The sequence below is a fragment of the Micromonospora sp. RTGN7 genome (assembly GCF_033804645.1).
In the GTDB taxonomy this organism is placed as follows: Bacteria; Actinomycetota; Actinomycetes; order Mycobacteriales; family Micromonosporaceae; genus Micromonospora.
On the sequence record NZ_JAPZLF010000009.1, the window covers coordinates 68,457 to 89,881 of the forward strand.

Here is a 21,425-nt window from a genome sequence, read left to right on the forward strand (position 1 = left end):
CGGTCACCAACCGAAGGTGCGGTCGACGGCGTCGAGCACCCGGTCGAGGTCCGGCAGGTACTCCTCCTCCACCCGGGAGGCCGGGTAGGGGGTGTCGAAGCCGGTGACGCGCAGCACCGGGGACTCCAGGGAGTAGAAGCACTTCTCGGTGATCCGGGCGGCGATCTCCGAGCCCAGGCCCAGGTTGCCCGGGGCCTCGTGCACGACCACGCAGCGGCCGGTGCGCCGCACCGACTCGTACGCGGCGGTCAGGTCCAGTGGGGAGAGCGTGCGCAGGTCGATGACCTCCAACTCCCGGCCGTCCTCGGCCGCGGCGGTCGCCGCCTCCAGGCAGGTTCGCACCATCGGCCCGTACGCCAGCACGGTGGCGTCCGCGCCGGGCCGCACCACCCGGGCGGAGTGCAGCGGGTACGCCTCCGACAGCGCGGCGTCCAGCTCGACCGGCCCCTTCTCCCAGTAGCGCCGCTTCGGCTCCAGGAAGACGATCGGATCGTCCGAGGCGATCGCCTGCTGGATCATCAGGTACGCGTCCTGCGGGTTGGAGCAGGTCACCACCTTCAGGCCGGCGGTGTGCGCGAAGTATGCCTCCGGTGACTCCGAGTGGTGTTCGACCGCGCCGATGCCCCCGCCGTACGGGATCCGGATGACCATCGGGATGCGTACCTTGCCCTGCGAGCGGTAGTGCATCTTCGCCACCTGCGACACGATCTGGTCGTACGCGGGGTAGACGAAGCCGTCGAACTGGATCTCGCAGACCGGGCGGAAGCCGCGGATGGCCAGGCCGACCGCGGTGCCGATGATGCCGGACTCGGCCAGCGGGGTGTCGATCACCCGCTGGTCGCCGAAGTCCTTCTGAAGCCCGTCGGTGACCCGGAAGACGCCGCCGAGCTTGCCGATGTCCTCGCCCATGAGAATGACCTTCTGGTCGTCCTCCAGGGCCCGGCGCAGGCCGGCGTTGACCGCCTTGCCGAGGGTGAGCATCTCCGTGGCCATCAGTGGGCGCTCCCCTCGAAGGACTCCATGTAGCGGCTGAACTGCGCCCGCTGCTCGTCGAGCTCGGGGGACCCGTGGGGGTAGACGTGGTCGAACATCGTCACCGGCTCGGGGTCGGGCATGGCGAGCACCCGCTCGCGCAGGTGTACCGACTCGGCACGGGCCTGCTCGTCCACCTCGGCGAAGAAGCTGTCGTCGACGATCTGCTGCTGGGTCAGGAACGCCTTCATCCGGGCGATCGGGTCCTTGGCCTGCCAGGCCTCGACCTCACTGGCGATCCGGTACCGAGTCGGATCGTCGGAGGTGGTGTGCGCCCCCATCCGGTAGGTGTACGCCTCGATCAGGCTCGGGCCCTGGCCGTGCCGCGCGGCGTCCAGCGCGTGCCGGGTCACCGCGTACGAGGCGAGCACGTCGTTGCCGTCCACCCGGACGCCGGGGAAGCCGAAGCCGTCCGCCCGCTGGTAGAGCGGGACCCGGGTCTGCCGCTCCAGCGGCTCGGAGATGGCGTACTGGTTGTTCTGGCAGAAGAACACCAGCGGGCTGTTGAAGACGCTGGCCCACACGAACGACTCGTTCACGTCGCCCTGGCTCGTCGCACCGTCGCCGAAGTAGGCGATCACCGCCTCGCCGTCGTCACCGCCGGTTTTGCCGTCCATGGCGATGCCCATGGCGTATCCGGTCGCGTGCAGGGTCTGCGCCCCGATCACGATCGTGTACATGTTGAACTTGAACTCGTTCGGATCCCAGCCGCCCTGGTCGACGCCGCGGAACAGGCCGAGCGGCATGATCGGGTCGATGCCCCGGCAGTAGAGGACGCCGTGCTCCCGGTACGTCGGGAAGGCCATGTCCTGGCTGCGTAGCGCCCGGCCGGAGCCGACCTGCGCCGCCTCCTGGCCCAGCAGGCTGGCCCATAGGCCCAGCTCGCCCTGCCGCTGCAACGCGGTCGCCTCGGCGTCGAGCTTGCGGACCAGCACGAGGTCGCGGTAGAGCCCGCGGTACTCCTCGTCGGTGAAGTCGACGCGGTACTCCGTTCCGTCCGGGCCGAACGCGTTCTCGACGCGCTCGCCGGAGGGCGTGAGCAGCTGTACGAGTTCCGGGTTGCCGGCAGCAGCCTTTGCGGCTCGCTTGGAACGGGGTGCGGCCCGCCGGCCGCGGGTGGTGACCCCGGGGTCGCCCTTTGCCATCCGTCTCTCCCTGTCGTGTCTGCGCCGGCCTCGGGGGTGACCCGTCCGCGCAAATCGTGCGCCGGCCCGGCTGGTGCCGGACTGGTCCTGGCGGCCGCGCCTGGCCCCGGTGGAGGTTGCCGCGCGGCGTGAGCCGGATCCGTGGGACGAACCCGGTTCGGGAGCGCCGGCCCAACCGCGCCTGCCGCGGGTGCGCGGAGGCCGTGGCTGCGTTGCCGTCGTGGTCCATATTCGCAGAGGAGGTGAGCGGCCCCACAGTACGCCCGCCCAGGTTTCCGGTCGCTGTCGGCTTAGCGGCTAATCACGGTATTTGTCGCGGGCAGATCGAGAGCCCCCGGCGGCGGCGGACAAATTGTGTGTCGACACGCGGTATCTCCTGGTGAACTGTCCGTCACTGGTCCAAGCTGATGGCACCGGGCGGGCGTTTCGTGGGGCTATGTCCTTTTGTCAGGAAGTGCTGCCGTCCGTGGCCTTGATCGACGACGAGGAGTGCGCGTGTCCCAGCCAGGTGAGGGTCCGACCGCTCCGCTGCTCGGCCGGCACCGTACGGGCGGCGGCTACCGCCCGGTCGTCGGCGCGCATCGCGCCACCGGCTCCGGGGGCCCCGCCCGGGGGTACCTCGTCACCGTCGCACTGCTCGCCGGCACCGCCTCGATGCCGATCCTCGCCGCCATCAGCGCCGGGTCGGCCACCGTGGGCAGCACGGCGCTACCGGACGGCGGCACCCCGTTCATCCCGACCCCGTCCGTCGGCCCGGTGATCGTCCCGGTGCCGGCGATCGGCCAGCCGGCCGTCATCCCGTCCATCCGGCCGAGCGTGATCGTGGTGCCGACGGCCGGACTGTGGGGGCCCGGCCTCCCGCCGCTGGCCCCCGCCCCGGCCGACCCCGACCGGTCCGACCCGGACGCCATACGCCACCCGCCACCCCGGGCACCGGTCCCGCCCCCCGCCGCCCGCCCGCCCACGGCGACGCCCTCGCCGACCCCGGCACCGAACCCGACCCCGGCGCCCCCGCCGACCGACCCGTCGACGCCGGATCCTCAGACGCCGGAGCCGCCGACACCGGCCGAACCCACGGTGACGCACTCCGACTCGACCCAGGCGCCGGCCCCGTCGGGCGGCACCGAACCCACGGTCAGCGCCGAGCTGCCCACGGTCAGCGCCGAGCCGTTCACGGTCAGCGCCGAGCCGCCCGCGACACCGGGGACGGGGCGCTGAGCGAACCGGGCCTTCCCGCCGAGCACCCGGTGGCGCCGGCCGGGCCGGGCCTGCGGATCGCCCGGCTGGTCACCGAGCTGACCGCCCCCGCCGTCCTGGTGACCGTGCTGACCGTGGCGATCGGCTGGCACAGCGCCCGGGACGGCGTACACGGGCTGGCCTGGGGGCTGCTCGCCACCGTCTTCGCCAGCGGCATCCCGTTCGCGTACATCCTCGGTGGGGTGCGGCGCGGGCGGCTCACCGACCACCATGTCGGCGTGCGTGAGCAGCGCCGGCTGCCGTTGCTGTTCGGGCTGGCCTCGGTGGCCGCCGGGTGGGCCCTGCTCGCGGCGTTCGGCGCGCCCCGTCCGCTGCTGGCCCTGGTGGCCGCCGGGGTGGTGGGGCTGGTCGTGGCGGTGACGGTGAGCCACTGGTGGAAGATGTCGATTCACACGGCGGTGGCCGCCGGGGCCGTGGTGGTGCTGGTGCTCACCTTCGGCGTCCCGCTGCTCGCCGCCGCGCCACTGCCCGTGCTGGCGGGCTGGTCCAGGGTGCGGCTGCGCGCCCACACGGTGCCGCAGGTGGTGGTCGGCGGCACCGTCGGCGGGCTGGTCGCCGGCGTCGTCTTCGCCACGCTCAACTGATCCGCCCCGCCGACGGGGCCACCCCGGGCCGGCACGCCCCGCCGCGTGAGACCGGTGTGTGAGACCGCCGCTTGAGCCCGCCGGGTCAGGCGCCGTCGTCGGCGAGCCGGTGCCGGTTCGCCTCGATCCAGGCGTCCAGGGCGACCGGGTCGTCCGGGTCCACCCCGTCGGCCATCAGCTGGGCCACGGCCGCGGTGGCCGGGCTGCGCCGCTCCCCGGTCGAGTAGAGCCGGGCGAACTCGGGGATCATCTCCTCGATCGCGGTGTCGGTCTGGGCCGCCGCCGCCCCCGGTAGCGCCCTGCGCCGAGCCGCGTACGCCGCCCAGCCGCGCAGCACCCGGGGGAGCATCGCGGCGTCGTCCATGTCAAGCACGGCCCGCCGGTGCACCCAGTCGAGCAGGAACAGCTCGGCCACCGTGGGGCTCCACCGCAGCGCGTCGGCGTCGGGGAAGCTCGCGGCGTGGTCGAGTAGCAGGCTGAGGCAGAAGTGCAGCGAGGCCAGCCCCGCGTCGTCGGACGGGTCCAGGTCGAATCGGGCCGCCTCGGGCGAGGCGAGGAACGCCCGGACCAGTGCGGTCCGCTCGTCGCCGGAGAGCGGCGCGGCGTCCCGGGTGGGACGCGCCGGTGGGGGCAGCAGCGCCAGGCGCGCGCCGGCCAGCGCGCGATCGGTGGCGAGCGAACCCTCGGCGGGCAGCTCGCTGAGGTCGTCGGTCACCGCGAGGTGCCGGCGGACCTCGCCGTGCATCCGGGCCGGGTCCTCCTCCCGGAACCAGGTCAGCTCGTCGCCGTCGACCATCTCCCGGACCTGGTCGACGATCCGCCCGGCGGGGCCACCGACGAAGACGTCCTTGGCGATGCCGATGTTGTGGTCGATCAGGGCCACCAGCGCGTGCTCCGGGCCGCCGTCGGTGTCGTCGTCGTAGGCGAAGGTGGCCAGGTAGGAGGTCTGGTCGCCGTACACATCGCCGTAGCACCAGGTGCCGGTGAGGCGCACCCGGCCGAGCTGCTCCGACCAGGCGGGTGCCTGGGTGCCGGGACGGACCTTCGCCGCCCCCTCCGCCTCCGGCACCAGCGTGGCGAAGACGGAGCGGATGGTCTTGGCGGCGGCCGTGCGGCGGCGGGCGGTGGCGGCCAGGAAGCCGGCGACGAACTCCCGCACCGCCCCCTCCCGGTCGATCTCCGCGACCGCGTAGACGCTGCCGAGCAGCGCTGCGCCGAGCATCTCGGCATCGAGGGCGGTGTCGAGTCTGGTCACGTCGCGTGCGGCGTGCAGCACCGCGTCGTAGGGGGTCTGGGGCGTGGCCATGCATCGACACTACGCCCGCGCGGGGGAGCCGGACAGTGAAGGAGTAGGGCGGTCAGCGGCCGTCAGCGTCGCGTAACGCCTGCCTCGCCAGCCCGTAGCGGTCGAGCACCGCCCGGACCGGTGTCAGCACGTACTCCCGGCCGACCGCGTCCACCCCGGCGGTGAGTCGACGCTCGGCCCGACGGCAGGCCCGGCGGGCCGACCACCGCACCACCGGGCGGCTCAGCGCCGCCAGCAGCAGCCCGGCGAGCAGGCCACCGAGCAGCAGCACGGTGGGCAGCGGGGCCTCGCCGACCCGGGGATACTCCAGGGCGGGCAGGCCGAGGGCGCGCAGCGCGTAGCCGAGGGCGAGCCAGCCGAGGCCCGCCACGGCCGCGATCGTGACCAGCCACTGCACCCCGCCCACGAACCGCCACCAGAGCGGTCGGCGGTCCATTCCGAGGTCGGTGCCCGCCACGGCGCGGTCCAGGGCATCCGGCAGGTCGCCCAGTCGCGAGCGGGCGGCGGAGGTCACGGCGGTCGCCCACGGGGCAGGGAGGCCGGCCCCGGCGCGGTCCGCCACCGCCCGCACGGCCAGCCCCAGCGCCGAGCGCTGGGCGACGGTCGGATCGGGTACGGAGGTCGCGGCGACCAGGCTCTCCGCCGGGCCCTCGGCCCCGCCGCCGGTGGCCGGGCCGGGTAGGTGCAGCCGGCGCAGCGGGTCGGGGCGCAGCCGCCGCCAGCCCCGCACCAGCGGCCAGCCGGTGTTCGCGACGGCCCGGTGCCGGTACGCCCCCTCGACCGCAGCGGCCACCGCCGGCACGCCGGCCGCCCCGGCCAGCGCCCTGGTCAGCGCCCCGACGGTCCCCTCGTCCGGCCCGCCGGCGGGTGACTCGGCGGCGACCAGCTCGGCCAGCCCGGCGACAACCGTGTCGACGTCACCGGCGAGGCGACGCAGCGCGGCCTGCCGGTCGGCGACCGTACGTTCCAGCGTGCCGCGCAGCTCGACGATCCCGGACGGGTCGACGGCGGTGGTGGCCAGCAGCGGCACCCCGCCCAGCCCGTCGGCGTCGAGCAGCCGGCGCAGGTCGTCCAGCACCCGGGGCAGCTCGGCAGGGGGCAGCCGGTCGGCCTGGTTGAGCACCACCAGCGTCACGTCGCGGTGCCGGTGGAACTCGCGCAGGTAGCTGGTGTGGATCAGCCGGTCGGCGTACTTCTGCGGGTCGACGACCCAGACCACCAGGTCGACCAGGCCGAGCAGCCGGTCCACCTCCAGTCGGTGCGACCGCTGCACCGAGTCGAAGTCGGGCAGGTCGAGCAGGACCAGCCCGTGCAGGGCGGACTCGTCGTCGGCGTCCAGCGCGCTCTCCCGGACGAACCGGTGCCGGGGCAGCACACCGACCCAGTCGAGCAGCCGGTTCGCCCCGTCCAGCGGGCCCCAGACGCAGGCGTGCGCCACCCCGGTGGTGGGGCGGCGCACCCCGACCGTGGAGAGGGTCAGTCGGGCGAGCGCGTTGAACAGGCTCGACTTGCCGCTGCCGGTGGCGCCGGCGAGGGCGACGACGGTGTGGTCGCGGGAGAGCGCCAGCCGGGTGCCGGCCCGTTCGACCAGGGTGTGCGCGGGCACCAGGGCGGTGTCGGGGAGGTGCCCGTCCACCGCGTCGAGGAACCGGCGGACCGCGTCCAGGCGGTCGATCAGCGCGTCCGCGTCGACCCGCTGGTCACCCCGCAACGCCTCGCGTACCCGTCCCACGATGTTGGTCACCGGACCTCGCCCTCGGGTGTCGCCGGCGGCAGGGCCGACGCGTCGGCCTCCGTGAGGCCGCTGCGGTGCCGGGCGTCCTCCACCCGGTCGGCCGCGGTCCGCAGCGCGTCGCCGGCGTCCGTCGTCGGCCGGGCCGCCGCCGTTCGGGAGAGGAACCGGTCGGCCTCGGCGTCGAGCAGTTCCCGGACCCGGGCCAGCAGGTCGTCCCGGGCCTGGTTGGCCAGCGTACGCACGGCCTGGTCGCCGAAGATCGCCTGGAGCACGGCCTGCGCGGCGACGGTCGTGCCGGCCCCGGTGGCCACCTCCAGCCCGGTCGGGATGAAGGCGGTCGAGGCGAACACGGCGATCATCACGGCCAGCCCGGTGGCGTTGACCGCGTACGCGGCCGTGCGGGCGACGAACCGCTTGTCGCCGCCCTCGGCCCGGACCAGCTCTAGCACCCCGCGCTGCCAGTCGCGCACCAGCCGCTCGGCGCGGTCGGGGAAGTCCTCGCCCGGGTGGGCCAGCGGCGGGTCGAGCAGCGCCGCACCGGCCGGGTGCGCCTTCCACCCGGTGTACACGTTCTCGGCTGCCTCGGCGGCCACCCCGCGCAGCAGCGTGACGAGCTGGGACTCGATGGCGTTGCGCAGCTCCGTGGCGGGGGCGGGCCGGCCCGTCACCGCCGCCACCACCCGGTCGCGCAACCGGCCGATCCGCGCCTCCATGGTGCGGAAGAACTCGCCGGTGCCGACGAATTCCTGCCAGCGGGCGAGCACCTCGCCGCGGAGCAGCCGGCCGTCCTTCAGCCCCTGCTCGACGGTCCGCTCGGCCCCCCGGTACGCGGCCTGGACCCGCTCGTCGAGGGCGTTGGCGGCGGCGGCCTGTTCGTCGGCGGCGTCGGCCAGCCCTTCCACCGAGGAGTGCAGGGCGGCGAGCGCGCCGTCCAGGGTCTGCCGGACGACGGCGGCCCGCGCCCCGGCGTCGGCGGCGAGTCGGCCGAACCAGGCGCTCAGCGGGGCGGTGATCTTGTCCGGCAGCAGGCCCTGCCCGTCGACCCAGGTCTCGGGCAGGGCGAACAGCGGTGCCGCGCCGAGGCCCCGGGCGGCGAGCATCTCGGCCAGATGGGCGGCGACCTCGTCGGTGGCCTCCGCCGGCACCCGGTCGAGCACCATGGCGATCACCACGCCCCGGGCCCGGGCGGTGTGCAGCAGTTCCCAGGGGACCGCGTCGGCGTACCGGGCGGCGGTGGTGACGAAGAGCCAGAGGTCGGCTGCGGCGAGGAGTTGACCGGCCAGCGCCCGGTTGGCGTCGACCACCGAGTCGATGTCCGGGGCGTCGAGGAAGGCCAGGCCGGCGGGGAGCGCCGGGGCGGTGACCAGTTGGAGGGTGCCCGGGTCCTCGCTCGGCTCGCTGGTGCGGGTGAGGCCGGGCAGGAGCTCGCCCTGGCGGAACCAGCCGGAGTCGGTCGGGTTGCACACGAGCACCGGCGAGCGGGTGGTGGGCCGGAGCACCCCGGCGGCGCTGACCCGGGCCTGGACCAGGCTGTTGACCAGGGTCGACTTGCCGGCACCGGTGGAGCCGCCGACGACCACCAGCAGGGGCGCGTCGAGCCGGGCCAGGCGAGGCAGCAAATAGTCGTCGAGCTGGGCGGTGAGGCCCGCGCCGGCCTGGCGGGCGGGCTCGGCCGAGGGCAGGGCGAGCGGGAACCGGGCCGCGTCGATCGCGGCCCGCAGGCCGGTGAGCGCGACGGGCAGGCCGTCGTCCGAGGGGACGGCCGGGTCCTCGCCGGTCTCTGCCCCGCCGGTGCGGGCGGCGACGGCGGGCGAACCGGTGTGGATGGCGGGGTCGCCGTGCGTCGTCACTGCTAAAGCGTGCCCGACCGATGCAACTGAAGACAACCGGGCTCCCTCCAATGTGAGTTGCGTCGAGTCGACTCAACTCGACTTGACGATCGCCGTGGGCGTGGCACTATTGAGTCAAGTTCACTCAACTTGTTGTCCAATGCGCGACGGGCAGCGCCCGTCACCTGTTCCAACGTAATGAAGCGAGGAAGCGAAGATGGCACGTGCGGTCGGTATCGACCTCGGCACGACGAACTCCTGCGTGAGCGTTCTCGAGGGCGGTGAGCCCACCGTCATCGCCAACGCTGAGGGATCGCGGACGACGCCGTCGATCGTCGCGTTCGCCCGCAACGGCGAGGTGCTCGTCGGCGAGGTCGCCAAGCGTCAGGCGGTGACCAACCCGGATCGGACGATCCGCTCGGTCAAGCGGGAGGTCGGCACCAACTGGTCCGTCGACATCGACGGCAAGAAGTACACCCCGCAGGAGATCTCGGCCCGCACGCTGATGAAGCTGAAGCGGGACGCCGAGGCGTACCTGGGCGAGCAGATCAGCGACGCGGTGATCACCGTCCCGGCCTACTTCAACGACAGCCAGCGCCAGGCCACCAAGGAGGCCGGCGAGATCGCCGGCTTCAACGTGCTGCGGATCGTCAACGAGCCGACCGCCGCCGCCCTGGCGTACGGGCTGGACAAGGGCTCCCAGGAGCAGACCGTCCTGGTCTTCGACCTCGGCGGCGGCACCTTCGACGTGTCGCTGCTGGAGTTGGCCGAGGGCGTCGTCGAGGTGAAGTCCACCAGCGGTGACAACCAGCTCGGTGGCGACGACTGGGACCAGCGGATCATCGACCACCTGGTGAAGACCTTCCGGGGCGAGCACGGCATCGACCTGGCCCAGGACAAGATGGCTCTCCAGCGGCTCCGCGAGGCGGCCGAGAAGGCCAAGATCGAGCTGTCGGCGGCCACCACCAGCAACATCAACCTGCCCTACATCACCGCCGGCGCGGCCGGCCCGCTGCACCTGGACGTGACGCTCAGCCGCGCCGAGTTCCAGCGGATGACGCAGGACCTGCTGGACCGCTGCAAGGGCCCGTTCGAGCAGGCCGTGAAGGACGCCGGGATCAAGATCTCCGGTGTCGACCACGTGATCCTCGTCGGCGGCTCGACCCGGATGCCGGCCGTCACCGACCTGGTCAAGCAGCTCACCGGCCGCGACCCGAACAAGGGCGTCAACCCGGACGAGGTCGTCGCCGTCGGCGCAGCCCTCCAGGCCGGCGTGCTCAAGGGTGAGGTCAAGGACGTCCTGCTGCTCGACGTGACCCCGCTGAGCCTGGGCATCGAGACCAAGGGCGGCATCTTCACCAAGCTCATCGAGCGCAACACCACCATCCCGACCAAGCGCTCCGAGGTCTTCACCACGGCGGACGACAACCAGCCGTCGGTGCTGATCCAGGTGTTCCAGGGTGAGCGGGAGATCGCGGCCTACAACAAGAAGCTCGGCACCTTCGAGCTGACCGGCCTCCCGCCGGCGCCGCGCGGCGTGCCGCAGGTCGAGGTCACGTTCGACATCGACGCCAACGGCATCGTGAACGTGCACGCCAAGGACCTGGGCACCGGCAAGGAACAGAAGATGATGATCACCGGCGGCTCCTCGCTGCCGAAGGACGACATCGAGCGGATGCGCCGGGACGCCGAGGAGCACGCCGACGACGACAAGCGTCGTCGCGAGGAGGCCGAGACCCGCAACCTGGCCGAGGCGCTCCAGTGGCAGACCGAGAAGTTCCTCGCCGAGAGCGGCGACAAGCTGCCCGGCGAGAGCCGGGAGCAGATCAACGAGGCCCTCGGTGAGCTGCGCGGCGCGCTCGGCGGCCAGGACATCGAGAAGATCAAGGCGGCCCACGAGCGGCTCGCGCAGGTCTCCCAGCAAGCCGGCTCGCTGCTCTACTCGCAGCAGGCCGAGCAGGGTGAGCAGCAGCCGGGTGCGGCCGGCGCGGGCGCCGGTGCGACCGGCGGCCCGCAGGCCGGCGGCGCCGACGACGTGGTCGACGCGGAGATCGTGGACGAGGACAAGGACAAGAAGTGACGATCCGCCTCGGACACACACTCACGGCAGAGGGATGAGGTAACCGCATGACGGAGAAGCCAGGAGCCGCCGACCCGGGCTCCACCGGGTCGACGCCGGGTGGCTCCGCGACCGCGGGGCAGGCCGCCGGCGAGCAGCCGCGGGTCGTCATCCGTGACAACCGCAAGATCGGCAAGTCGGACAAGTCGGAGGAGCCCGCGGCCGCCGACGCCGGGGCGGACGTTCCGGCGGAGGGGCTGGTCGCCGACGCCGAGGTGATTGTCGACGAGATCGAGGTCGAGGCCAACGCCGTGGACGGGCCGACGCCCGAGGGTCCTCCCGTGGTGGACGCCCCGGCCCAGCCCGTCGACGGCGGTGCCCCGGCCACCGGCGCGCCGCTCGGCGCTGAGCTGGAGGCGCTGCGGGCCGAGCTCGACGAGCGGACCCGGGACGTCAAGCGGGTGTCGGCGGAGTACGCCAACTACCGCAAGCGGGTGGACCGGGACCGCAGCCTGGTCCAGGAGCAGGCCACCGGCTCGGTGCTCGCCGCGCTGCTACCGATCCTGGATGACCTGGACCGGGCACGCGAGCACGGCGACCTGGTGGGCCCGTTCGGCGCGGTGGCCGAACAGCTCACCACCGCGCTCGGCAAGTTCAACCTGTCCGCCTTCGGCGAGCAGGGCGATCCGTTCGACCCGACCCGGCACGAGGCGGTGGCCCACCAGACCTCCGCCGACGTGACCGAGCCGACCTGCGTGCAGGTCATGCGTCGGGGCTACCAACTCGGCGAGCGGCTGCTGCGGCCGGCCATGGTCGCGGTCGCCGACCCGGAGTAGTGCCGACCCGCATCGTCCCGCCCGCCCGCACCGGGCGGGCGGGACGACCAGGGTGCGTCCCGTGGAAGGGGGTGGATCGGTGAGTTCCAAGGACTGGATCGAGAAGGACTACTACGCCACGCTTGGCGTGCAGAAGTCCGCCTCCTCGGACGAGATCAAGAAGTCGTACCGGAAGCTGGCTCGGGAGTCACACCCGGACCACAACCCCGGCGAACCGCAGGCCGAGGAGCGGTTCAAGGCCGTCTCCGAGGCGTACGGGGTACTCGGCGACGAAGCCAAGCGCCGCGAGTACGACGAGATGCGCTCCCTGTTCGGCTCGGGCGCGTTCCGGCGCAACGCCCGGGGTGCGGGCGGGCCGGGCGGGCAGTCGTTCGACCCCTCCGACCTGTTCGGCGGCGGGGCCGGCGGCGGTGACCGGCGTTTCGGCGGCGGTGCCGGCTTCCAGGACCTGTTCAGTTCGATGTTCTCGGGTGGCGGGGCAACCGGCGGCCCGTCCCGTCCTCGTGGCCCGGCCAAGGGCCGGGACATCGAGACCGAGGTGGTGCTCGACTTCGGCGACGCGGTCCGCGGGGTGACCCTCCCGCTGACCCTGCGTGCGCCCGGGGTCTGCGACACCTGTCACGGCAGCGGGGCGAAGCCCGGCACCCAGCCGGTGACCTGCCCGGTCTGCCACGGCGTCGGGCTGACCAACCGCAACCAGGGGTCGTTCAGCTTCTCCGAGCCGTGCCGCAACTGCCAGGGCGTGGGCACAGTCGTCGAGGAGAAGTGCCCGGAGTGCCACGGCACGGGCGGGGTCACCAAGGCTCGCACGCTGAACGTCCGCTTCCCCGCCGGGGTGGCCGACGGGCAGCGGATCCGGCTGGCCGGGCGCGGCGAGCCGGGTGAGCGCGGCGGTCCGGCCGGGGACCTTTTCGTGCAGGTGAAGGTCCGCCCGGACGAGTTGTTCGGGCGTACCGGGGACGACCTGACGCTGACCGTGCCGATCACCTTCCCGGAGGCCGTGCTCGGCACGGACCTGCGGGTTCCCACGCTCGACGGCACGGTGACCCTGCGGGTGCCACCGGGAACCCCGGGCGGCCGGGTGCTGCGGGCCCGAGGCAAGGGCGTGGTACGCCGGGACGGCCAGGCCGGCGACCTGCTGGTCATGCTCGACGTGGTGGTGCCGGCACGGGTGACCGACGAGGCGCGGGCGGCGCTGGAGGCGTTCGCCGAGCAGACCCCGCCGGCCGCCCGGGAACACCTCGACGCCAAGGTGCGTCGGTTCAGTTGATCCAGCTGGAGTGCGTACGGAGGTGAGCGGGGATGTCGGTGGAGTTCATCGGCTCGGATGACCCTGCCTACGAGGCCAAGGTCCTGATGATCTCGGTGGCGGCACGGATGGCGGGGATGCATCCCCAGACGCTGCGTCAGTACGACCGGCTCGGCCTGGTACAGGCCGGGCGGGCGGCCGGCGGCGGGCGCCGCTACAGCATCCGGGACGTGGTGCTGCTGCGCGAGGTGCAGCGGCTCAGCCAGGACGAGGGGGTCAACCTGGCCGGGGTCAAGCGGATCATCGGCCAGGAACGCCTGCTCGAGCAGGCGCAGCAGCGGATCGCCCGGCTGGAGGCGGAGCTCGACGCCGCGTACCGCCGGGTGGCGGAGCTGGAGTCGCTGGCCCGGTTCCCGGGCCGTGACCTGGTGCCCACCAGCCGCGTCTCCACGGCTCTGGTGGTCTGGCGTCCCCGCCGCGACCGCTGACCGCCGTCCCCCTCTCCCGGCCCGCTTGACGGCCCGGTCCGCTTCCCGGGTATCCCGGCGCGGGCCGGGCTGGTTCCGTTAACCTCTAAATCAGGTCCAATCAGCACAATACGGGCCGAGCGCATCACTGGATCGACCGCGTCGGCGAGGGGGAGCCATGTCGGAACCGGCCAGGAAGATAGCGCAGCACGCGGAGGAACGGCTCGACCACGTCGCGAAGTCTGCCCGCGAGAAGTTCAACACGATCACCGAGAGCCGGTTCACCGACAAGATCAGGAAGGGTCGGTTCGCCGACCAGTCCGACCACGGCGGCGACCAGGGGCGCACCGAGCGGGACGCGCGGCAAGGAGAGCGCGGCGGGCCACCCGCCTGACGGCCGCTCGGAACGTGCGGGCCGGGTTCCACGGGGGAACCCGGCCCGTTCGCCGTTCCCGCCCGTCGGGTCAGCCGATGCGGCGGTTCTCCCGAACCAGGCCGCCCTCGCACCAGTCGCGGTAGACGAAGAGGTCCGGGCGGGCCAGCAGCACGCGGCCGTTGTGCGCCCAGTTCCGCATCAGCTCGTCGCCGGTCCGTTCCGCCTGCTCCACGAGTTTTCGGAAGCGCCGCTTCGGGTGGGCGCGGAAGGCCGTCCGGATGCCGTCGGCGGCGTAGATGTAGAGGCAGTGCAGGGCGAACCGGCGGGCCGGGCAGGCCCGGTCCATTGCCAGCTCGAAGAGCGTCTGCACCAGATGGTCCCCGGCGAGCAGCAGGTCCCAGTCCGGGGGCATCGAGGTCAGCGGCACCGAGGCCGGTTGGTAGGCCCACGCCCGCAACTCCGCCGGGGAGGGGTCGACGGGGTTGGTGAAGCCGTGGAACGTCGACTCCTGCACGCTCACCGGCCAATCTTCCGCTCGCGTCCGCGGGGAGGACCGGCCACCCGAGGATCCTGGCTGCTGGCCGAACGGTAACCCGGGCCGCTGACCAGCGCCATGGGGCTGTGACACCAATTCGGCAACTGATGGGCCGGGCCGGATCGACCGGCCGGTCGACCCGGCCCGAATACGATGCCGGTGGCGCTAATCAGTCGGTGCTGACCAGCGGTTTCACGCGCTGTTGGACGGCCCGCTGGCGCAACCACACCTTGAACCAGGCGAAGTCCGGCAGGCGGGCCAGCATCGGCCCGGTCACCACGGTGAGCAGCACGTACGCCGTGGCCAACGCGGCCAGTTTCGGCTCGACGCTGCCGGCGGCGACGGCGAGCCCGGCGATGACGATGGAGAACTCACCGCGTGGCACCAGGGCCAGCCCGGCTCGCCAACGGCCGGGCTCGGCGATCCCGACCCGCCTCGCGGCCAGGTACCCGGTGAGCGTCTTGGTGCCCATCGTCACCACGGCCAGCGCGAGCGCCGGCAGCAGCACGGGCGGGATGTCCCGAGGGTCGGTCACCAGTCCGAAGAAGACGAAGAAGACGGCGGCGAAGAGGTCCCGCAACGGGGAGAGCATCTCGGTGGCGTGGTGCGCCACCGGTCCGGACAGGGCGATGCCGACGAGGAACGCGCCGACCGCCGCCGACACCTGAAGCTTCGCCGCGATGCCGGAGACCAGCAGGGTCAGCCCGAGCACGCCGAGCAGCAGCGCCTCCGGGTCTTTTGCCGACAGGGCCGTGGAGATCAGATGGCCGTACCGGATCGCCACCACGAGCACCAGCACGACGGTGCCGACCGCGACGCTGAGTGCGATGCCGCCGCCGAGCAGGCCGCTGCCGGCCAGCACCGCGGTGAGCAGCGGAAGGTAGAGCGCCATCGCCAGGTCCTCGATGACCAGCACCGAGAGGATCACCGGCGTCTCCCGGTTACCGAGCCGGCCCAGGTCGGCCAGCACCTTGGCGATCACGCCGGACGAGGAGACCCAGGTGATGCCGCCGAGCACGAGGGCGGCCACCCAGTCCCAGCCGAGCATGAAGGCGAACGCCGCGCCGGGCACGGCGTTGAGGACCGCGTCGATCAGGCCGGCGGGTGCCGCCGAGCGCAGGTTGCCGACCAGTTCGCCGGCCGAGTATTCCAGGCCCAACATGACCAGCAGCAGGATCACGCCGATCTCGGCGCCGACGGCGAAGAACTCCTCGCTGGCGGCCAGCGGAAGCACGCCGCCGTGCCCGAAGACGAGCCCGGCGAGCAGGTAGAGCGGAATGGGGGAGAGGCCGATCCGCCGCCCGAGCCGCCCCAGCAGCCCAAGCAGGAAGAGCAGCGCACCGACCTCGATGAGCAGCGTCGTGGTTTCGTGCATCCGCGGCTCAGCCGTCCGGCTCGTTGTCGGCGAGGATGGCTGTCACGCCGTCGAGGCCCTTGCGGGTCCCGACCACGACCACCACGTCACCGGCCTCGAATCGGAAGGTCGGGTCCGGCGAGACGATTACCTCGCCGTGGCGCAGCACCGCGACGATGGAGGCGCTCGTCTTGGTGCGTGCCTTGGTGTCACCGAGCCGCTTGTTGACGTACTTCGAGCCAGCCGGAATGACGACCTGCTCGGTGAGCAGCCCGGCCGCCTGCTCGCGCAGCCCGGCGAGCTGGCCGAGCATCAGCGACGCACCGAGGATGTCGGCCAGCGCCTCCGCCTCGTCGTCGGTGAGGGGTATGTCTGACTGGCAGGCATCGGGATCATCCGGGTCATAAAGGACGAGGTCTCGGCGGCCATTTCGGTGGGAAACGACGCCGAGCCGGCGGCCGGATTCCGTCACCAGATCGTGACGCATTCCGATCCCGGGTAGGGCAGTCTGTTCGACACGTACTCGCACGGCGGTAAGGCTACAGGCTGGGATGGCGGTCGATGACTGGTCAGGTGACGCGCAGCGGGCTGGCGCTGCTGCTCGTACCGCTGCTGGCGGGCTGTTCGATCGGCGATGTCCGCCGCCGGCCGCCGGACCGGATGACCGCGTCGCCCCGGCCGGCCGAGACCGAGCCGGCGCCGCCGACCCCGGCCGCTGATGTCGAGGTACGCCACGTCCGGGTCGCCGTCGGCCGGCGGTACGAGGCGCCGTACGTCGAGTTCGTCTCCGCCGAGCGCGGGTACGCCCAGTTCAGCGGCTGCGGCCCGCCGGTGGACCGGAGTTGCCCGGCGCTGCTCTACTCCACCGTCGACGGCGGGCGCACCTGGCGGCAACTCCGACATCCGCCCTCGCTCTCCGCGAACCCGCAGCTCTACGTCGTCCCGGGCGTGCTGGCGATCTTCGCCGACCCCCACGACTGGTACGTCTCCACCGACGGCGGCGTCACGTTCGCGCACACCGTCGGGGAACGGGCCCCCGCCGCATGGCAGGCCGCCCAGGGCCGGTTCCAGATCGACGAGGCCACCGGCCGGGCGGTTCGCTGGCAGGGGCAGCGGATGACGCCCCTGCCCGCCCAGCCGCCGGTGCCCGGGCTGCAGGGCCTCGTCGAGACCCGCGGCCTGCTGGTGGCGGCAGGCGTCAACGGCGGGAAACCGTACGCGGCGATCTCGCCCGACGGCGGGCGGAGCTGGCAGCGGACGGCGGTGCCGGCGTCCGGCGGCGAGGTCGGGGTGCTGCGGCCGATGGTCGGGCCGGACGGCGAGGCGCGGCTGGTCGGATGGCCGCCGGACCGGACGAGCTTTCCCACCTTCTGGCGATACCTGGGCCGGTGGATACCGTTACCCGCCGGGGGACACCCCGCGCGGGCGCTCTCGGCGGTGCCCCTGACCACCGGGCGGTTCGCCGTCAGCGGCCCGGACGGCGTGGGCGTCGTCGCCGATGGCTGGTACGACCGGCTCGACTGGCCGCTCGGCCCCGAGCACTACCTGACCCTGCTCGACGACGGCACGGTGATGGGCCGCACCCCTGACGAGGTGCTCCTGGCCACGGGGACGGTCGGTGGCCGCCACTGGGTGCGGGTGGTGCTGGAGCCGACCTGACCTGCCGGTCGGGTGGCACGGCCGGGCCGGCCCTGTTCCGCCCGCTACAGAGCTGCCCCGTGTGGCTGTCGGGCTCGATGTTGCTCCGAGCTACTGCTTCTCCGCCACGAACACGCCTACTCCTTCGAGGGTCTCGGTCAGCCCGGTCGCTCGGAGGATCATCATGGCCTTCCCGACCACGGTGTCGGACACGCCGTAGTCCTTGCAGAGTTGCGACCGACTTGGCAGCTTCGTGCCGAGCGGCCACTCGCCTGATTCGATCTTGTTTCGTAGCTCGTCTGCGAGCACTTGGTACTGCTGCTTGGGCATGCACACTCCCCGGATGGCATGCCCATTCGATCACGACGCGACCTCCAACCTCAAGCAATTGGGGGTTGGTCATTGACCTACAACTGGTACCGATTGTAGGTTGCTGTTGAACGCCCCCGGATGGCACTTGGGGCGCTCGACGGGGCGGGACGGCATCCCCGGTTGACCGTTCCCACCTCCCCGGTGGCCCTGTTTGCGTACGGCTTGGCGGCTGTGCTGGCAGGGCCGGGCGGTCGGTCGACGGTGTGTCGGCCGATCGCCCCTTCCGGCACCGCGCACACCGAGTCGTCGAGGAAAGGACAAGCCTGTGGTGCGTGCACTCCTGCGATCCCTGTTCAGCCGCTGGTTCGCCGGGCCGGGCCCGGCGCCCGGCCAGCCCTCCGGGACCGCCCGGACCGTCGGGCGCGGTCCGCGCAACCGGCCGCCGGTCAGCGCGTACCGCTCGTGGTCGTGCCTTCCGCTTCGGCCCTGGCAGGTGCGGAGCCGGACCTTCACGCTGCGCCGGCGCGGCGCGGACCCGGTGGAGGTTGCCGAGTTCCTCGACCGGGTCGCCGCCGACCTGGCCGCCGCCTACGCCGCCTCGGCGCGCAGCCGCGAGGAGGTCGCCTGGATCAAGACGGCGTTGCGGGAGTGGCAGTCCCGCCAGGCACCCGCCGCGCGCGACCTGGCCCGGCGGCCGTGAGCAGCCGGTACGTCATTCACCTGCCGGTGACGGCGGCCGACCTGGCCCGCGCCAAGATTCTGGCCCGCACCGCCGTCCGGTCGCTGGCCATCGTCACCCGCGTCGACCCCGGCGAGACGACCGTCTCGACCGAGGACAACCAGGGGGTACGCCACCGCGTGTTCTGCGACCGTCGGCTCGACGGCGGGCGGCGCTGCGTGCTGCGCGCCGACCACGAGACGCCCTGCGCCGCCCGGGTGCCCCGCTGATCGGGGTTGCGTCCACGCCCGCCCCTCGGCTCGGGTCACCCCGATTGGTGACTCAGGTCACACCCCCAAGGTTGAGCGGAATAGGCTCAACTCTGGTTGTGTCCTTCCTAGTGGACACGCCGATCCCGGGGGAGCCCATGAACACGGAACGTCTTACCACCAAGAGCCGCGAGAGCATCACCGGTGCCGTCGCGCTGGCGAACCAGCGCGGTCACGCCACTGTGGAGCCCTGGCATCTGCTGCTGTCACTGCTGGACACCGCGGGGTCGACCGCCGCCGGCCTGCTGCGCGCCGCCGGGGCCGACCCCGCCGAGCTGCGCCGGGCCGCCCAGCGCGCGGTGGACGCCCTGCCGGCGGCCCGGGGTTCCAGCCTCGTCGAGCCCACGCTGGCCCGCGAGTTCGTCAACGCCATCGGCGCCGCCGAGCAGATCGCCCGGCCGCTGGGCGACGAATACACCTCGACCGAGCACCTGCTCGCCGGCCTGGCCCGGGTTGGCGGCGTGGTCGCCGGCGCGCTGAAGAACGCCGGCGCGACCGAGGAGAACCTGGTCGCCGCCTTCCCGATCGTCCGGGGCGGGGACCGGCGGGTTACCACCGTCGACCCCGAGCAGACCTACCAGGCCCTGGCCAAGTTCGGCGTCGACCTGACCGCCAGCGCACGGGACGGCAAGATCGACCCGGTGATCGGCCGGGACTCCGAGATCCGCCGGGTGATCCAGGTGCTGTCCCGGCGTACCAAGAACAACCCGGTGCTGATCGGCGAGCCCGGCGTCGGCAAGACCGCGATCGTCGAGGGCCTGGCCCAGCGGATCGTGGCCGGCGACGTGCCCGAGTCGCTGCGGGGCAAGAAGCTGATCTCGCTCGACCTCGGCGCGATGGTCGCCGGCGCCCAGTACCGGGGCCAGTTCGAGGAGCGGTTGAAGTCCGTGCTGGAGGAGATCAAGAACTCCAACGGCCAGGTCATCACCTTCCTCGACGAGCTGCACACCGTCGTCGGCGCCGGCAAGGGCGAGGGCTCGATGGATGCCGGCAACATGCTCAAGCCGATGCTGGCCCGGGGCGAGCTGCGGATGGTCGGCGCGACCACCCTCGACGAGTACCGCGAGCACATCGAGAAGGACCCGGCGTTGGAGCGTCGTTTCCAGCCGGTGCTGGTCGGCGAGCCGACCATCGAGGACACCATCGGCATCCTGCGCGGGCTCAAGGAGCGCTACGAGGTGCACCACGGCGTCCGGATCACCGACGCCGCCCTGGTCGCCGCCGCTTCCCTCTCCGACCGCTACATCACCGACCGGTTCCTGCCGGACAAGGCCATCGACCTGGTTGACGAGTCCGCGTCCCGGCTGCGCATGGAGATCGACTCCCGGCCGGTCGAGGTGGACGAGATCGAGCGAGCGGTACGCCGGCTGGAGATCGAGGAGATGGCGCTGGCCAAGGAGCCGGACCCCGCCTCCGCCGAGCGGCTGGAGCGGCTGCGCAAGGAGTTGGCCGACAAGCGCGAGCAGCTCACCGCGCTCTCCGAGCGCTGGCAGACGGAGAAGAGCCACATCACCAAGCTCTCCACGGCCAAGGAGGAGCTGGAGCGGCTCGGCGGAGAGGCCGAGCGGGCCGAGCGCGACGGCGAGCTGGAGCGGGCCGCCGAGCTGCGCTACGGCCGGATCCCGGAGCTCAAGGTCGACCTGGCGAAGGCGGAGGAGGAACTGGCCCGGCTCCAGGCCGACGGCGCGATGCTCAAGGAGGAAGTCGGCGCGGACGACATCGCCGCCGTGGTCGCCGCCTGGACCGGCATCCCCGCCGGCCGGCTGCTGGAGGGCGAGACCGCCAAGCTGCTCCGGATGGAGGAGTCGCTCGGCTCCCGGGTGGTCGGCCAGACCGAGGCGGTCGGCGCGGTTTCCGACGCGGTCCGCCGCGCCCGGGCCGGCATCGCCGACCCGGACCGCCCGACCGGCAGCTTCCTGTTCCTCGGCCCCACCGGCGTCGGCAAGACCGAGCTGGCCAAGGCGCTCGCCGAGTTCCTCTTCGACGACGAGCGGGCCATGGTCCGCATCGACATGAGCGAGTACGGCGAGAAGCACTCCGTCGCCCGCCTGCTCGGCGCCCCGCCCGGGTACGTCGGCTACTCCGAGGGTGGTCAGCTCACCGAGGCGGTCCGTCGCCGGCCGTACTCGGTGATCCTGCTCGACGAGGTGGAGAAGGCCCACCCGGACGTCTTCGACGTGCTGCTCCAGGTGCTCGACGACGGCCGGCTCACCGACGGCCAGGGCCGTACCGTGGACTTCCGCAACGCGATCCTGGTCCTCACCTCCAACCTCGGGTCGTCGGTGATCGGCGACCTGACGCTGGCCGAGGAGCAGCGCCGTGAGGGCGTCCTGGCGGTGGTCCGGTCGCACTTCAAGCCGGAGTTCCTCAACCGGCTCGACGACATCGTGGTCTTCGCCTCGCTCGCGGGGGACGACCTGCGGGCCATCGTCGACATCCAGTTGGAACGGATGCGGCGGCGGCTGGCCGACCGTCGGCTCGGACTGGAGACCACCGAGGCGGCCCGGGGCTGGCTGGCCGAGTACGGGTACGACCCGATCTACGGTGCCCGCCCGCTGCGCCGGCTGGTGCAGTCCGCCATCGGCGACCAGCTTGCCCGGGCGCTGCTCTCGGGCACGGTGCGCGACGGTGACACCGTGAAGGTCGACCTGGCCGACGGCAAGGACGGCCTGACGGTCACCGCGGGCTGACGGCCGCCGCCCAGAGGCTAGGAAGGGCCCCTGT

At 72.8% G+C, this 21,425-nt stretch carries 20 protein-coding genes; 11 read left to right on the top strand and 9 right to left on the bottom strand.

Going from position 1 to position 21,425, the window contains the following annotated elements; translation table 11 throughout:
- Nucleotides 1-3 precede the first annotated feature (3 nt).
- Both SNR22_RS15335 and pdhA read right to left on the bottom strand, forming a co-directional pair.
- Nucleotides 4-993: an alpha-ketoacid dehydrogenase subunit beta gene (locus SNR22_RS15335; RefSeq protein ID WP_320067244.1), complete on the bottom strand. Its 990-nt coding sequence runs from the start codon at nucleotides 991-993 to the stop codon at nucleotides 4-6.
- A complete protein-coding gene (gene pdhA / locus SNR22_RS15340) occupies nucleotides 993-2,177 on the bottom strand; it encodes a pyruvate dehydrogenase (acetyl-transferring) E1 component subunit alpha (protein WP_320067245.1) in 1,185 nt (394 codons plus the stop codon). Before pdhA ends, SNR22_RS15335 begins: the two co-directional genes overlap by 1 nt.
- 495 nt (nucleotides 2,178-2,672) lie before the next feature.
- Here pdhA and SNR22_RS15345 point away from each other — a divergent pair, with 495 nt between their 5' ends.
- Both SNR22_RS15345 and SNR22_RS15350 read left to right on the top strand, forming a co-directional pair.
- The gene (locus tag SNR22_RS15345; RefSeq protein ID WP_320067246.1) at nucleotides 2,673-3,395 is read left to right on the top strand and encodes a hypothetical protein; all 723 of its coding nucleotides are present in this window, start codon (nucleotides 2,673-2,675) and stop codon (nucleotides 3,393-3,395) included.
- A gap of 29 nt (nucleotides 3,396-3,424) precedes the next feature.
- A complete protein-coding gene (locus SNR22_RS15350; protein WP_320067247.1) occupies nucleotides 3,425-4,018 on the top strand; it encodes a phosphoesterase PA-phosphatase in 594 nt (197 codons plus the stop codon).
- Between the two features lie 85 nt (nucleotides 4,019-4,103).
- Here the strand turns inward: SNR22_RS15350 and SNR22_RS15355 are convergent, their stop codons facing one another.
- Genes SNR22_RS15355 through SNR22_RS15365 form a run of 3 tightly spaced genes read right to left on the bottom strand, consistent with a single transcriptional unit; the run spans nucleotide 4,104 to nucleotide 8,909 of the window.
- On the bottom strand, nucleotides 4,104-5,324 hold the full coding sequence (locus tag SNR22_RS15355) for a hypothetical protein (protein ID WP_320067248.1): 1,221 nt from the start codon (nucleotides 5,322-5,324) through the stop codon (nucleotides 4,104-4,106).
- Nucleotides 5,325-5,376: 52 nt separating this feature from the next.
- Nucleotides 5,377-7,068 (bottom strand): GTPase, encoded by a 1,692-nt coding sequence (locus SNR22_RS15360; RefSeq protein ID WP_320067249.1) that lies wholly within the window; start codon nucleotides 7,066-7,068, stop codon nucleotides 5,377-5,379.
- A complete protein-coding gene (locus tag SNR22_RS15365; RefSeq protein WP_320067250.1) occupies nucleotides 7,065-8,909 on the bottom strand; it encodes a GTPase domain-containing protein in 1,845 nt (614 codons plus the stop codon). Before SNR22_RS15365 ends, SNR22_RS15360 begins: the two co-directional genes overlap by 4 nt.
- Before the next feature lie 196 nt (nucleotides 8,910-9,105).
- Between SNR22_RS15365 and dnaK the strand changes: the two genes are divergently transcribed.
- The 5 genes from dnaK (at nucleotide 9,106) to SNR22_RS15390 (ending at nucleotide 13,893) form a co-directional block, all read left to right on the top strand.
- On the top strand, nucleotides 9,106-10,968 hold the full coding sequence (gene dnaK, locus SNR22_RS15370; protein ID WP_320067251.1) for a molecular chaperone DnaK: 1,863 nt from the start codon (nucleotides 9,106-9,108) through the stop codon (nucleotides 10,966-10,968).
- A gap of 47 nt (nucleotides 10,969-11,015) precedes the next feature.
- Complete coding sequence (gene grpE, locus SNR22_RS15375) at nucleotides 11,016-11,783, top strand: nucleotide exchange factor GrpE (RefSeq protein ID WP_320067252.1); 768 nt, start codon at nucleotides 11,016-11,018, stop codon at nucleotides 11,781-11,783.
- A 79-nt stretch (nucleotides 11,784-11,862) separates the two neighbouring features.
- Nucleotides 11,863-13,053, top strand: coding sequence for a molecular chaperone DnaJ (dnaJ, locus tag SNR22_RS15380; protein ID WP_320067253.1), 1,191 nt, complete (start codon nucleotides 11,863-11,865; stop codon nucleotides 13,051-13,053).
- A 32-nt stretch (nucleotides 13,054-13,085) separates the two neighbouring features.
- On the top strand, nucleotides 13,086-13,520 hold the full coding sequence (locus SNR22_RS15385) for a heat shock protein transcriptional repressor HspR (protein ID WP_320067254.1): 435 nt from the start codon (nucleotides 13,086-13,088) through the stop codon (nucleotides 13,518-13,520).
- A 157-nt stretch (nucleotides 13,521-13,677) separates the two neighbouring features.
- Nucleotides 13,678-13,893, top strand: coding sequence for a hypothetical protein (locus SNR22_RS15390; protein WP_320067255.1), 216 nt, complete (start codon nucleotides 13,678-13,680; stop codon nucleotides 13,891-13,893).
- A gap of 70 nt (nucleotides 13,894-13,963) precedes the next feature.
- Here the strand turns inward: SNR22_RS15390 and SNR22_RS15395 are convergent, their stop codons facing one another.
- The 3 genes from SNR22_RS15395 to SNR22_RS15405 all read right to left on the bottom strand — a co-directional run bounded on the left by SNR22_RS15395 (nucleotide 13,964) and on the right by SNR22_RS15405 (nucleotide 16,293).
- Nucleotides 13,964-14,395 (bottom strand): hypothetical protein, encoded by a 432-nt coding sequence (locus SNR22_RS15395; protein ID WP_320067256.1) that lies wholly within the window; start codon nucleotides 14,393-14,395, stop codon nucleotides 13,964-13,966.
- Between the two features lie 184 nt (nucleotides 14,396-14,579).
- Nucleotides 14,580-15,785 (bottom strand): cation:proton antiporter, encoded by a 1,206-nt coding sequence (locus SNR22_RS15400; protein ID WP_320067257.1) that lies wholly within the window; start codon nucleotides 15,783-15,785, stop codon nucleotides 14,580-14,582.
- A 7-nt stretch (nucleotides 15,786-15,792) separates the two neighbouring features.
- A complete protein-coding gene (locus SNR22_RS15405; RefSeq protein ID WP_320067258.1) occupies nucleotides 15,793-16,293 on the bottom strand; it encodes a cation:proton antiporter regulatory subunit in 501 nt (166 codons plus the stop codon).
- Between the two features lie 32 nt (nucleotides 16,294-16,325).
- Between SNR22_RS15405 and SNR22_RS15410 the strand changes: the two genes are divergently transcribed.
- On the top strand, nucleotides 16,326-17,423 hold the full coding sequence (locus SNR22_RS15410) for a hypothetical protein (protein WP_320067259.1): 1,098 nt from the start codon (nucleotides 16,326-16,328) through the stop codon (nucleotides 17,421-17,423).
- Between the two features lie 90 nt (nucleotides 17,424-17,513).
- Here SNR22_RS15410 and SNR22_RS15415 read toward each other — a convergent pair whose 3' ends face one another.
- Nucleotides 17,514-17,732: a winged helix-turn-helix domain-containing protein gene (locus tag SNR22_RS15415; protein WP_320067260.1), complete on the bottom strand. Its 219-nt coding sequence runs from the start codon at nucleotides 17,730-17,732 to the stop codon at nucleotides 17,514-17,516.
- Between the two features lie 307 nt (nucleotides 17,733-18,039).
- Here SNR22_RS15415 and SNR22_RS15420 point away from each other — a divergent pair, with 307 nt between their 5' ends.
- The 3 genes from SNR22_RS15420 to clpB all read left to right on the top strand — a co-directional run bounded on the left by SNR22_RS15420 (nucleotide 18,040) and on the right by clpB (nucleotide 21,391).
- On the top strand, nucleotides 18,040-18,414 hold the full coding sequence (locus tag SNR22_RS15420; RefSeq protein ID WP_320067261.1) for a DivIVA domain-containing protein: 375 nt from the start codon (nucleotides 18,040-18,042) through the stop codon (nucleotides 18,412-18,414).
- A complete protein-coding gene (locus tag SNR22_RS15425; RefSeq protein WP_320067262.1) occupies nucleotides 18,411-18,662 on the top strand; it encodes a hypothetical protein in 252 nt (83 codons plus the stop codon). Before SNR22_RS15420 ends, SNR22_RS15425 begins: the two co-directional genes overlap by 4 nt.
- A gap of 137 nt (nucleotides 18,663-18,799) precedes the next feature.
- Nucleotides 18,800-21,391: an ATP-dependent chaperone ClpB gene (gene clpB / locus SNR22_RS15430; RefSeq protein WP_320067263.1), complete on the top strand. Its 2,592-nt coding sequence runs from the start codon at nucleotides 18,800-18,802 to the stop codon at nucleotides 21,389-21,391.
- Nucleotides 21,392-21,425 lie beyond the last annotated feature (34 nt).